Below are 12,906 nucleotides of genomic sequence, written 5' to 3'. Positions count from 1 at the left end.
CTGCGAATCGTAAATCCGTGAATCGATGAGTCAGTGAATCAGCGAGTCAGTGAATCAGGCCGCGCGCTGATCGCCCGACGCTTCGACCGCACCGCCGCCATCGATGAACGACACGATGGCTTGCGCCAGTGCTTCAGGCGCATCGCGATGCGGGGAGTGGCCGCAGTCGGGCAGCTTCACCACTTTCGCATGCGACACGTTGGCGGCAATGCTGTCCATCTGCGCCATCGTGCCGTATTCGTCGTCCTCGCCCTGAATCGCGAGCAGCGGCTTCTCGATACTCGCCACGGCACCGACCAGATTCCATTCGCGAAACGCCGGGTTCAACCAGATGTCGTTCCAGCCCCAGAAGGCGCTCTCCACATCGTCGTGATAGCGCGCGAGCTTCGTGCGCAGATCGGTCGTCTCGAACACCGTTTTCGTCTTGGCAATACTCTCGACCGACACGTCTTCCACGAACAGATGCGGTGCCAGTACGACCGCCCCTGCCAGCCGGTCGGGGAACGCGGCCGAGAACAGCAGCGCAATCGAACCACCGTCGCTATGGCCCACGAGCCACACGCGCCCGGCGGCTTCAGGGCCGACACCGACCGCATCGAGAAACGCAGGCAACACTTCGCGCGCCTGCTTGTGCATGAAGTCGACCGGCCACTTCTCGTCATGCGGGCGCGGCGTCGAGCGGCCATAGCCGTTGCGCGAAAACACGAGGCCACGATAGCCCCCCGCGTCGCACAACTGCTGCGGCCAGTCTTTCCACATCGCGACCGATCCCAGCCCTTCGTGCAGAAAGACCAGCAACGGCGCGTCGGTGCGCTCACGATTGAGCCACCGGTATTCCAGCGAGAGCGGCCCGTGCGAGGCCGTCTCGATCCGGGCGAACTGTGTGTCCGACATCGTCTCGTCTTCTCCTAGAGCAACTCGCGCAGCTTGAAGCGCTGGACCTTGCCCGTCGCTGTCTTCGGCAGATCGTCGACGAACACCAGCTCGCGAGGGTATTTATGCGGCGCCAGACGCGCCTTGACGAACGCCTTGAGCGCCGTCGCCATCTCGTCATCGGCCACGACACCGGGCTTGAGTACGACAAAGGCCTGCGTCTTGGTCAGACCGTTGTCGTCGCGGCCGACCACGCCCGCTTCGAGTACCGCGTCGTGCTGCATCAGCACCATCTCGACTTCGATAGGCGAGACGTACTGGCCGCTGACCTTGAGCATATCGTCACTGCGCCCGGCATAGACGTAATACCCATTGGGCAGACGCTGGTACTTGTCGCCGCTCTTGAGCCAGTCGCCGAGGAACGTGGCGCGCGATTTCTCGCGATTGCACCAGTACATCAACGCGGCACTTGGCCCCTTGATGTACAGGTCGCCGATCTCGCCGTCGGGCACGGGCTGGCCGTTCTCGTCGCGCAGTTCCACCGAATAGCCGGGCACCGCTTCGCCGGTCGTCCCGTAGGCCACTTGCCCCGCACGATTCGACAGGAAGATGTGCAGCATCTCGGTCGAGCCGATGCCATCGAGAATCTCGGCACCGAAATGCGCAGTGAAGCGCTCGCCGATCTCGCGCGGCAACGCTTCGCCTGCTGACGTGCACAAGCGCAGCGCGACGTCTTCGCGGGCAGGCAGGTGCGGCGACGCGAGCAGGTTCGCGTAGAGCGTGGGCACGCCGTAGAAGATCGTCGGGCGATGCTGTTTCAGGCGCTGCGCCACCGCTTCGGCGGTCGGGCGCTCGGCCATCAGCAACACCGTTGCGCCGACGGACAGCGGGAACGTGAGGGCGTTGCCCAGCCCGTAGGCGAAGAACAATTTCGCGGCCGAAAAGACCACGTCCTCTTCGCGAATGCCGAGCACATTGCGGCCGTAGGTTTCTACCGTCCAGTACAGGTTCGCGTGCGTGTGCACGGTGCCCTTGGGCTTGCCAGTGGAACCTGAGGAATACAGCCAGAACGCAATGTCGTCGCCGGCGGTGTCGGCGGGCATGGCACTGGGCGGCCCGTCGATGAGCGAGTCGAACGTGACAGTCGGGGTGTGTGGTGCGGCGTCGGCAGCCTCCGCGACGGCGATTGGCTGCGACACCACACACGGCGGCGGTGCGCTGGTCTTGTCGAGTGCGGCCTGCACGGTCGGCATCAACGCGCCCGAGGCGATCACGAGTTGCGCCTTGCTGTGCGCGATCATGTACGCGTAATCGTCGGCGGTGAGCAGCGTGTTGACGACAACGGGCACTACACCCGCATACAGCGCGCCGAGAAAGGCGACGGGCAGGTCGATGGTGTCGAGCATCACGAGCAGGATGCGCTCTTCCCGATGCACGCCTGCGCGCGCGAGTCCCGTCGCAAAGCGCCGGCTACGCTCGGCAAGCTCGCCATAGGTGAGCGATTGTGTGTCGTCGAGATACGCAGTCTTGGCGGCGCGAGCGCGATTGAGCGCTTCAAGGTGCGCGGCGAAGTTGAAGTTCGCCGGCGGTGGGGTGAGTACGGCTTCCATGTTGCCTCCGGTGGATCGCCGCGCGAGCCCTGCACACGTGCGAGGGCAACGCGCACGTGGCGTTGGTTCTCTTCGGCGCTCTGACGGCACCTGTATGAAACACCTTGACTACGACGGCTTGCGACTGCTTGCGACTGCTTTCGGCTGCTGGTTATGGCTTAGGACTGCTTGGCATTGCTATCAACGGCTACTTCGGTAATTCAACGGCATCCGCCGTCAGGGATTCGACCAACGCTGCGGGGCCTTGCACGGCCGAGCGCACGTGATAGAAACGCAGCGCGCGCAGCCCGCCCAGTTCTTCACCACCACCGGCGCGGCCCGGGCCGCCATGCAGCGACTGCGGCATGACGTTGCCGTGACCGGTCTGCGTCTTGGCGACCGACGGATCGACCGCGTGCACACGGCCATGAGCATCGGCCAGCGCAACGGCGGGCGCGTGCATGGCGAGTGCGTCGTTGCTGAACAGCGACACGACGAGCGAGCCCTGACCGCGTTTGGCCAGCGCAATGGCCTCGTCGATATCGCGATAGCCGACGAGCGTGGCCACCGGCCCGAAGACTTCCGTGTCGTGCACGCGCTGACCCGATGCGCCATCGCGCAGCCCGAGCAGTACCGGCGCGACGCAAGCGCTATCCGCGGCGGCATCGACGAACGTGGCGTCGCGATTGCCGTCGTAGAGCGTTTCCGCTTCGGCTTGCAGATCGGCAATGCCTGCCAACACGGCGCGCTTTTGCGACAGGCTCACGAGCGAGCCCATCCGCACGGTGTCGTTACGCGGGTTGCCCACGACGGTCTTCGCCAGTCGCTCGGCAATCGCTGCCGCTGCCGCGTCGAAGTGTTCCACCGGCACCAATGCGCGACGAATGGCGGTGCATTTCTGTCCCGACTTGACGGTCATCTCGCGGGCCACTTCGCGCACGAACTGATCGAACGCAGCGGTGCCGGGTGCGGCATCGGGCAGCAGCAGGGCGCTGTTCAGGCTGTCGGCTTCGACGTTGATGCGTGCCGAGCGCTCGGTGAACGCCGGGTGCGCGCGCAACGTGGCGGCGGTGGCCGCCGACCCGGTGAACGACACCACGTCGAACGGCCCGATGCGATCGAGCAGCCCGGCGGCGCTGCCGCAAATTACCGAGAGACTGCCTGCCGGCAGCACGTTGGCGGCAACGGCATCGGCCACCATGCGCTGCGTAAGCCACGCGGTGGAGGTCGCAGGCTTGACGATCACCGGCACGCCGGCGAGCAGCGCTGCGGCGGCTTTCTCCCACAACCCCCACGCCGGGAAGTTGAAGGCGTTGATGAAGAGCGCCACGCCCGGTGTCGGACGCAAGACGTGGCGCACGGCAAACGAGCCATCTTTCGCGAGCGGCGTTGCGGCGCCATCGAGCAGCGTATGCGCGCCGCCGAGTGCAGCGCCGAGCTTGGCGTAGGTCGACAGCGTGTAGATGGCCCCGTCGATATCGACGGCGGAGTCGGTGGCGACGGTGCCCGAGTTGGCGGTAGCAATGGCGTAGTACTCGTCGCGGTTCGCCTGCAAGGCGGTGACGATCTGCGACAGCCGTTGCGCCCGTTCGGCGAACGACAGTGCCCGCAGCGCAGGCCCGGCGGTATCGCGTGCGAAGGTGAACGCGGCGTCGAGATCCAGTCCGTCGCTCGACACGCGGGCGAGGGTCTCGCCGGTGACGGGGTCGGTGAGGGCGGTCCCCTCACCACGACCGGCCACCCATTGGCCAGCGACGTAGTTTTCCAGCAAGACAGGCGTACTCATGGCAAAGACTCGGTGGGCAAGCGCGCATTCACCGGGTGGCCGCGTTGCGACGCGGCCACCGCAGAATCGGGCGTCAGGCGCTGCGGGTAAATTCGATGGCCCCTTGGGGCAGGAGATAAAGCACTAGCGCGCGACCGTGCGCCACGGTCGGGCGATGCGCCGTGCCGGGGCCGTAGACGCACCAGCCTGCGGGATGCCCGTCGAAGGTCGCGCCGGGCGTGAGCGGCATGATCAGATCGATTTCGCCGTTCGGATGCGTATGGTGCGGACCGGCCAGATCGGCCATGTCGACCACATCGACGGAAAAACCATGGGTATCTGAGGTGGGCTTGAGCACACGGCCGTAACGAATGCCGCCGCCTTCGCGATTGCACAGCCAGCCCTCGGCAACGCCGGTCTGGCAGGCGGCAGTGAGGGCGGCGAAGCCTTCGGAATCGGCACCGTAATGGGTGTTGAGCCAGTCGGCGAGGCCGGCGTCGAGCGCACGGCCGTCGAGCTGTCGCGTAAGGTCGGCGATCAGCGCCTGAAATTGGGGCACATCCATCCATGTCTCCTGGGGATGACGCAATGGCAAGCTGACCGCTTTTTCGCATCGGCGATCGCCATCGGGCGATGGCATGGCGGCGGCTCGCACTGTCTTGTTCTTACGATCTTCCGTACACCGGGTTTGACGCCGATCAGGCCGGGCTGCGGCCCGTGTTTGCTTTTTTATCGACGCATGGTGAAAATTAGAGCATGCAATTTTCGCTGTCAAGCAATATATTACATGTTACCTGTTCTGAGGATCTCGCCCAATGAATAAGAGTGCGCCTGCCGATGGGGTGTTGACGGCGCGTGCCGTCGTAGAGAAAGACCCGTTTCTGGTTGCGCTGGGCGAGCGCGTGCGCACGCTGCGCGCCCGTCGCGGCCTGACACGCAAGGCGCTGGCGCTCGACGCCGATGTGTCCGAGCGCCATGTCGCCAATCTGGAATCGGGCGTGGGCAACGCGTCCGTGCTGTTTCTGCGCCAGCTTGCACAGGCACTAAATTGCACATTGGCGGAAATCGTCGGCGATGAGACCACGTCGTCCGCCGAGTGGCTGCTGATTCGCGAAATCCTGCACGGTCGCGACGGCGAAGCGCTCACGCGGGCCCGTCAGGCACTCAGCGAGTTGTTCGCAGGCAGCGAGCGCGACCCGGACCGGCGTGGGCGCATTGCCCTCATCGGGCTGCGTGGCGCGGGCAAGTCCACGCTGGGCCGGATGCTGGCCGATGACATGCACGTGCCGTTTGTCGAACTCAACCGCGTGATCGAACAACTGGCCGGCTGCCCGCCGTCGGAAATCTATTCGCTCTATGGCGCCACCGCCTATCGCCGCTATGAGCTGCGGGCGCTGGAAGCCGTCGTGGCCGAGCATCCGCGTGCCGTGATCGCGTCGCCGGGCGGTATCGTGAGCGACGCGGCCACCTTCAATTTCCTGCTGACCCATTGCTACGCGGTCTGGCTGCAAGCGTCGCCGGAAGAGCACATGAAACGGGTGGTGGCGCAGGGTGACTTGCGGCCGATGTCGGGCAACGCCGAAGCGATGAACGATCTGAAGCGCATTCTCGCCGGCCGGCAGGACTTCTACGCCAAAGCGGACATGAGCTTCGATACCGGCGGGAAGGCACTGGCAGACGCGTATCTGCAACTGCGAGGACGCTTGGCAGTGCAGTTATCGTCCGACTGAATGTTAGTTATCTGCAAAATAATTCATTTTTATTCAAGTTAACCGTTGACGATGGGTTTGTGCTGCACTATATTGCAATTCAACAAGATCATTATTCGAGTTGGAGGCAATCATGTTCGGCAAACCCCACGTCGACTACCGTACGGACCCTACGCAGTACAAGCACTGGAAGCTGAGTTTCGAAGGCCAGGTCGCCACGCTGACGATCGACATCGCAGAAGACGGCGGCATTCGCGAGGGCTACAAGCTCAAGCTCAATTCGTACGATCTGGGTGTGGATATCGAGCTGCACGATGCCGTGCAGCGCATCCGCTTCGAACACCCTGAAGTCAAGACCGTGGTGGTCACGAGCGCGAAGGACCGCGTGTTCTGCTCGGGCGCCAACATCTTCATGCTGGGTGTGTCCTCGCATGCGTGGAAGGTCAACTTCTGCAAATTCACCAACGAAACGCGCAACGGTCTGGAAGACTCCAGCCGCTACTCGGGCCTGAAATTCCTCGCCGCCGTGAACGGCGCCTGCGCAGGCGGCGGCTACGAGCTGGCACTGGCCTGCGACGAAATCTATCTGGTCGACGACCGCTCGTCGTCCGTGTCGCTGCCGGAAGTGCCGCTGCTCGGCGTGCTGCCGGGTACGGGCGGCCTCACCCGCCTGACCGACAAGCGCCACGTGCGCAACGACCGCGCCGACATTTTCTGCACCATCGTGGAAGGCATTCGTGGCGAGCGTGCCAAGCAATGGCGTCTGGTCGATGACGTGGTCAAGCCCGCGCAGTTCGCGCAAACCATCTCGGCACGCGCGCTGGAACTGGCGCAACAAAGTGACCGCCCGGGCGGCAAGGGCGTGACGCTCACGCGTATCGAACGCACCGACGAAGCCGATGCCATCCGCTACGAATTCGTCGACGTGGAAATCGACCGCACCAATCGCACGGCCAGCCTGACCGTGAAGGCACCGAAGTCGGCGCCGCCGCAGGACATTGCCGGCATCGAAGCCGCCGGTGTGCGCTGGTGGCCGTTGCAGATGGCGCGCGAACTCGACGACGCCATTCTCAATCTGCGCACCAACGAGCTCGACATCGGCACGTGGCTGCTGCGTACCGAAGGCGATGCCCAACACGTGCTGGCGGCCGACGCGTCGCTCATGGCACATCAAAGCCACTGGCTCGTGCGTGAAACCATCGGCATGCTGCGCCGCACGCTGGCCCGCATCGACGTGTCGTCGCGTTCGCTGTTCGCGCTCATCGAGCCGGACTCGTGCTTCACGGGCACGCTCGCCGAATTCGCGTTCGCCGCCGACCGCACCTATATGGCCGCGCTGCCTGCCAGCGAAGAAGACGAACCGGCGATCACGCTCTCGGAAGTGAACTTCGGCTTGCTGCCGATGGTGACCGACCAGTCGCGTCTGGCCCGCCGCTTCTACGAAGACAAGGCGGAACTCGACGCCGTGCGCGAAACCATCGGACGCCGCGTGCGTCCGGACGAGGCCGAGCGTCTGGGACTGGTCACCGCAGCGGTGGACGATCTGGATTGGCCGGACGAGATTCGCATCGCCATCGAAGAGCGCGCGGCGATGTCGCCCGATGCGCTCACGGGGCTGGAAGCCAACTTGCGCTTCAACGGCAAAGAGACGATGAACACGCGCATCTTCGGGCGTCTGTCGGCCTGGCAGAACTGGATCTTCACCCGTCCGAACGCCGTGGGCGAGAAGGGCGCGCTGAAGGTCTACGGCAAGGGCAACAAGGCGCAGTTCGACCTGACCCGCGTCTGACGCCACCCAGCGAAAAGACGCGCGACACGACATAGCGCGGCACGACGAGACGTTTCCACAGATACGCACGAGACACGAGGAACCCCACGATGGCTTCGATCAACTACAGCGAGAAGATCCCCAACAACGTCAACCTGTCCGACGACCGCACGCTGCAACGTGCGCTCGAACAGTGGCAGCCGAACTTCCTGTCCTGGTGGGGCGACATGGGCCCGGAAGGCTCGCACGGTTTCGACGTCTATCTGCGCACGGCCGTGAGCGTGGACCCGAGCGGCTGGGCGCACTTCGATCACGTGAAGATGCCGGACTATCGCTGGGGCATTTTCCTCACGCCGGGCGACACCGACCGCAAGATTCATTTCGGCGAACACAAGGGCGAAGCCGTGTGGCAGGACGTGCCGGGCGAGCATCGTGCCAACCTGCGCCGCATCATCGTCACGCAAGGCGATACGGAACCGGCGTCGGTGGAACAACAGCGCCATCTGGGCCTGACCGCACCGTCGATGTACGACCTGCGCAACCTGTTTCAGGTGAACGTGGAAGAAGGGCGCCACCTGTGGGCGATGGTCTATCTGCTGCATCGCTACTTCGGCCGCGATGGCCGCGAAGAAGCCGAAGCGCTGCTCGGCCGCCGCTCGGGTGACGAAGACAACCCCCGCATTCTCGGCGCGTTCAACGAGAAGACGCCGGACTGGCTGGCGTTCTACATGTTCACGTATTTCACCGATCGCGACGGCAAGTTCCAGCTCTCGGCACTGGCGGAATCGGGTTTCGATCCGCTCGCCCGCACCACCAAGTTCATGCTGACCGAAGAGGCGCACCACATGTTCGTGGGCGAGTCGGGCGTGTCGCGCGTGATCTCGCGCACGGCGCAGGTGATGAACGAACTGGGCACCGACGACGTCTCGAAGCTGCGTGCGGCAGGCGTGATCGATCTGCCGACGATTCAGCGCTACATCAACTTCCACTATTCGGTGACGATCGATCTGTTCGGTGCCGACCAGTCGTCGAACGCGGCCATCTTCTACAGCTCGGGCCTGAAAGGCCGCTATGAAGAAGGCAAGCGCGACGACGACCATCAACTCAATGGTCAGATGTATCGGCTGCTGGGGGTTGACAACGGCAAGCTCGTGGAGCGCGAAGTGCCGATGCTCAACGCGATGAACGAAGTGCTGCGCGACGACTACATCAAGGACTCGGTGGCCGGCGTGAACCGCTGGAACAAGGTGCTGGAGAAGGCCGGTATCGACTTCCGCCTCACCGTGCCGCACAAGGCGTTCAATCGCCAGATCGGCACCTTTGCGGGCGTACGCGTATCGCCGGATGGCCGCGTCGTGAGCGAGACCGAATGGGCCGCACATGAACGCGAATGGCTGGCCACGGCAGAAGACCGCGCCTATGTCGCATCGCTCATGGGCCGTGTGATCGAGCCGGGCAAGTTCGCGAACTGGATTGCGCCGCCCCCGCTGGGCATCAACCGCCAGCCGATCGACTTCGAATACGTGCGGTTCAACTGAAGCTAAAGCTAAAGCGGGTCAGTCGAGCCCGCAGCGCAACCCCACAAGGAGACAGCATCATGAACGGCCCCGCGCCGCGAGAAGTCCTGAAGCAGCATCTGATCGATCCGGAGATCTGCATTCGCTGCAATACCTGCGAGGAGACGTGTCCGATCGACGCGATCACGCATGACGAGAACAACTACGTCGTGCGCGCGGACACGTGCAACGGTTGCATGGCGTGCATTTCGCCGTGCCCGACGGGGGCCATCGACAACTGGCGCGACGTGCTCAAGGCCGAGTCGTACTCGGTCGACGCGCAGCTCACGTGGGACGAACTGCCCGTGCAGGACGACGCGCTGGCCGGTCAGGGCGCGATCGGTGAGGCAGCGGAAGGCGCTGCCGCCGGGACAACTGCGGGAGATGCCGAGTCTGCCGAACCGGTGATTGGCGGCTCGGACCTCGTGCGCGGTTCTGTCGTGCCGCCGTGGTCCGCCGCCAAGCCGTACGTCAATCTGTACAACCACAAGGCGCCGGTGCAGGCCACCGTCGTGGGCAACTACCGGCTCACCGACACGAGCACGGAAAGCGATATTCACCACATCGTGCTCGACTTCGGCAAGCAGCCGTTTCCGGTGCTAGAAGGCCAGTCGATCGGCATCATCCCGCCGGGTACCACAGCAGACGGACGCGCGCATCACGCACGGCAGTATTCGATCGCCTCGCCGCGCGACGGCGAGCGTGCCGGGTACAACAATCTGGCGCTGACCGTGAAGCGCGTGACGAAAGATCATCACGAGCAGGCAGTGGGTGGCGTTTGCTCGAACTATCTGTGCGATCTGAAGAAGGGCGATGTGGTGAACGTGATGGGCCCGTTCGGCAGCACGTTCCTGATGCCCAATCACGCCGACTCGCATTTGCTGATGATCTGCACGGGCACGGGGGCTGCGCCGATGCGCGCGATGACCGAGTACCGCCGTCGCCGCCGATTGAAAGGGGCGACGGGCAAGCTCATGCTGTTCTTCGGCGCACGCACGCAGGGCGAACTGCCGTACTTCGGCCCGCTGCTGAATCTGCCGAAGGATTTCATCGACACCAATCTGGCCTTCTCGCGCACGCCGGGGCAAGCCAAACGCTATGTGCAGGACGCCATGCGCGAGCGCGCGGCCGACGTGGCGGCACTGCTGCGCCATGAGCACACCTACATCTATGTGTGCGGCCTGAAGGGCATGGAAGATGGCGTGTTGCAGGCGCTGCAAGCGATCGCCGGTGAAGCGGGACTCGACTGGCAGGCGTTGTGGCAACGGATGAAGACGGAAGGGCGCCTGCATCTCGAAACGTATTGAATCGTCAGGCGTCTGTGCGGCGGTGCCAACGTGGCCGCACAGGGGCTCACCATTGACCGACGGCGCATTGCGCCGGCTTGACACCGCGTGCTTCGGCACGCGGTTTTTTTTGTCCCGTCGATCGTTGACGTGGATGTGCCGCGATGGCGTTACTTGATCGGCTTTGCGATGGGGGACAGCATCCGCAGGCACGCCTCGGAGAGGCTTTGCGCAAACTTGGCGCCGTCTTGCGCGCGCTTCGGTTTGGCCGCGATGAGGTCGTCTGTCGCGCCGTGAACGCCCGAGTAAATCAGCAGCGCCACAACGCGGGGTTCCTCTGGCGCCCACGCGCCCGCCGCCTTGCCGCGCACGATGATTTCCGTCAACTGGTCGAGGATGGCGTTCTTGTCCCGGTTGGTGCGGTCGTGGTGGTGGTGATGGGCATAAACGATGTCGTGCGTGCGGTAGGTCTTCACATAGGTTTCGACATTCGTCTGAATCCACACGCGAAGCCGTTGCACCCAGTCGTCTGCTGCGCAGTCATCGACGGCGGCCTGCAACGTTGCCATGAACTGCTCGGTATAGCGCTTGCCGAGCGCGTCGAGCATCTCGTTCTTGGAAGCGAAGTAGTGATAGAAGGTGCCCTTGGCCACCTGCGCCTTCTCGACGATTTCATTGATCGTCGTGGCTTCCACGCCCTGCGCGAGAAACAAGGCTTCGGCCGCCCCCATCAGTTCTTCAAGACGAACCTCCGCCGGTTTGGTGCGGGGGCGCGTGGGTGCGGTCTCCGGCAGCTTCGCTTTGAGGGGTCTCACAGGCATCGGGTCAATTCACGAGAGTCAGTAATTGGGGAACTGCGCGGGCAACTGCGGAGGCAGCGGCGTCAGTTTAAGGGAAGTCCGCCAACGCTGTCCCGAGGGCGTCACCGGAATTGGGTAACATGGGCGTGCTGTTTCCTTCCATTTTTTCTCTGAACGGAGAGTCTCATGGGCAAGAAGCGGATTCTGGTACTGGCTGGCGACTACGTTGAAGACTACGAACTGATGGTGCCCGTGCAGGCACTGATGGCCGTGGGGCATCGCGTGGAAGTGGTGTGTCCGGGCAAGAAGGCGGGCGACAAGGTGCGCACGGCGATTCACGATTTTGAAGGCGATCAGACGTACAGCGAGAAGCGCGGCCACGACTTCACGCTCAACGCAACGTTCGATGGCCTGTCACCGGCCGATTTCGATGCGCTGGTGATTCCCGGCGGCCGCGCACCGGAGTATCTGCGCCTCAATGAGCAGGTGCTCGCCGCCGTGCGGCATTTTGCCGAGAACGACAAGCCGATCGCAGCGATTTGCCACGGCGCGCAATTGCTGGCGGCTGCCGGTGTGATCGAAGGGCGCGAGTGTTCGGCGTATCCGGCGTGCGCGCCGGAAGTGCGGCTCGCAGGCGGCAAGTACATGGAGATCGAGATCGACGCGGCGCACACCGACGGCAAGCTTGTCACGGCACCGGCATGGCCCGCGCATCCCGCATGGATTGCGCAGTTCCTCGCCGTACTGGGGACGAAGATCGAGCTTTGAGAATGAGGTGATGCCGTAAGCAGCGGGGGCCAGTGACGGCCCCCGTTTTTCATTGCCGTCACGGGAATTGCAGACGTCAGGACGCTTCAGTTGCCTTGGCCGTTCAACGCATCCAAACGGGCGTCTGCGGCAGCGAGCATGTGCTCGCTGAAGACTTCGATGCCGTGCTCGCGCAACAACGCAGCGGCCACGCCGCGCCCCGCGATTCTTGCACCGGTAAATGTCCCGTCGTACACGAACGTGCTGCCGCACGACGGGCTTCCTTCCTTCAACACCGCAATCCGGATGCCGTGACGCTGGGCGATAGCCAGTGCGCGTTGGGCGCCGTCAATGAATTCGGCCGTGACATCGGCGCCGGTGTCGTCAATCACGCGCGCCAACTGTTGCCAGACGCGTTCACCACCCGCCGCCGCGCTGATTTCGGCGGGCGGGCGCGGCGTAGGCAAACCGCCAGCAACCTCCGGACAGACGGCGGCGATGATGCCCGCCTTGCGCCAACGTTCGAGGATGGCGGCGGCCTCGGCCTCGCAAGGCGCCGCGCGCCCGTGATAGCGAACCGGCTGACCGAGCAGGCAACTGCTGACAAGAATGCGAGGCGTGCGCGCGCCGGATGTTGCGAGGGGAGAAGTGGGCTGCGTAGACATGCGCCGGAGCCTATCACGGGGGCGCGTGCGTGTGAATGTGTCAGATCGGTCAGCCCAATCAGGTGAGTCAGGTTTGTCCGAATGCGGCGCGTTTTCGAAAGCCTTTCGTCGCGCGGCGCAGCAGAATCCGCCGATTCTGACCACGGCT

At 64.0% G+C, this 12,906-nt stretch carries 11 protein-coding genes; 5 read left to right on the top strand and 6 right to left on the bottom strand.

Annotation, left to right across the window (positions count from 1 at the left end):
• Nucleotides 1-54 precede the first annotated feature (54 nt).
• The 4 genes from CDV46_RS07690 to CDV46_RS07675 all read right to left on the bottom strand — a co-directional run bounded on the left by CDV46_RS07690 (nucleotide 55) and on the right by CDV46_RS07675 (nucleotide 4,792).
• A complete protein-coding gene (locus CDV46_RS07690; protein ID WP_087722241.1) occupies nucleotides 55-894 on the bottom strand; it encodes an alpha/beta fold hydrolase in 840 nt (279 codons plus the stop codon).
• Between the two features lie 14 nt (nucleotides 895-908).
• Nucleotides 909-2,483, bottom strand: coding sequence for a benzoate-CoA ligase family protein (locus tag CDV46_RS07685; RefSeq protein ID WP_087722240.1), 1,575 nt, complete (start codon nucleotides 2,481-2,483; stop codon nucleotides 909-911).
• A 187-nt stretch (nucleotides 2,484-2,670) separates the two neighbouring features.
• On the bottom strand, nucleotides 2,671-4,248 hold the full coding sequence (locus tag CDV46_RS07680) for a 3,4-dehydroadipyl-CoA semialdehyde dehydrogenase (RefSeq protein WP_087722239.1): 1,578 nt from the start codon (nucleotides 4,246-4,248) through the stop codon (nucleotides 2,671-2,673).
• A gap of 73 nt (nucleotides 4,249-4,321) precedes the next feature.
• Entirely contained in the window at nucleotides 4,322-4,792 is a 471-nt protein-coding gene (locus CDV46_RS07675) for a DUF4863 family protein (protein ID WP_087722238.1), read from the bottom strand.
• A gap of 250 nt (nucleotides 4,793-5,042) precedes the next feature.
• On the opposite strand from CDV46_RS07675, the gene CDV46_RS07670 reads away from it, so the two are divergent.
• From CDV46_RS07670 to boxA, 4 genes are all read left to right on the top strand, one after another.
• Entirely contained in the window at nucleotides 5,043-5,957 is a 915-nt protein-coding gene (locus tag CDV46_RS07670) for a helix-turn-helix transcriptional regulator (RefSeq protein ID WP_087722237.1), read from the top strand.
• A 112-nt stretch (nucleotides 5,958-6,069) separates the two neighbouring features.
• Nucleotides 6,070-7,725, top strand: a complete 1,656-nt coding sequence (gene boxC / locus CDV46_RS07665; protein WP_087686647.1) for a 2,3-epoxybenzoyl-CoA dihydrolase — start codon at nucleotides 6,070-6,072, stop codon at nucleotides 7,723-7,725.
• A gap of 89 nt (nucleotides 7,726-7,814) precedes the next feature.
• The gene (boxB, locus tag CDV46_RS07660) at nucleotides 7,815-9,242 is read left to right on the top strand and encodes a benzoyl-CoA 2,3-epoxidase subunit BoxB (protein ID WP_058377774.1); all 1,428 of its coding nucleotides are present in this window, start codon (nucleotides 7,815-7,817) and stop codon (nucleotides 9,240-9,242) included.
• 59 nt (nucleotides 9,243-9,301) lie between these two features.
• Nucleotides 9,302-10,567: a benzoyl-CoA 2,3-epoxidase subunit BoxA gene (boxA, locus tag CDV46_RS07655; RefSeq protein WP_087686648.1), complete on the top strand. Its 1,266-nt coding sequence runs from the start codon at nucleotides 9,302-9,304 to the stop codon at nucleotides 10,565-10,567.
• Between the two features lie 149 nt (nucleotides 10,568-10,716).
• On the opposite strand, the gene CDV46_RS07650 is transcribed toward boxA, so the two are convergent.
• Complete coding sequence (locus CDV46_RS07650) at nucleotides 10,717-11,367, bottom strand: TetR/AcrR family transcriptional regulator (RefSeq protein ID WP_087722236.1); 651 nt, start codon at nucleotides 11,365-11,367, stop codon at nucleotides 10,717-10,719.
• Between the two features lie 165 nt (nucleotides 11,368-11,532).
• On the opposite strand from CDV46_RS07650, the gene CDV46_RS07645 reads away from it, so the two are divergent.
• Complete coding sequence (locus tag CDV46_RS07645) at nucleotides 11,533-12,114, top strand: DJ-1/PfpI family protein (RefSeq protein ID WP_058377777.1); 582 nt, start codon at nucleotides 11,533-11,535, stop codon at nucleotides 12,112-12,114.
• A gap of 86 nt (nucleotides 12,115-12,200) precedes the next feature.
• On the opposite strand, the gene CDV46_RS07640 is transcribed toward CDV46_RS07645, so the two are convergent.
• Nucleotides 12,201-12,758 carry a DUF523 domain-containing protein gene (locus tag CDV46_RS07640; protein WP_087722235.1) on the bottom strand — a complete coding sequence of 186 codons (558 nt, stop codon included), beginning with the start codon at nucleotides 12,756-12,758 and terminating at the stop codon, nucleotides 12,201-12,203.
• Nucleotides 12,759-12,906 lie beyond the last annotated feature (148 nt).

This window comes from Pandoraea sp. PE-S2T-3 (assembly GCF_002179965.1).
Taxonomy (GTDB): Bacteria; Pseudomonadota; Gammaproteobacteria; order Burkholderiales; family Burkholderiaceae; genus Pandoraea.
The sequence above is the reverse complement of the archived record's forward strand: the minus strand, read 5'-3'. Positions and strand labels throughout refer to the sequence as shown.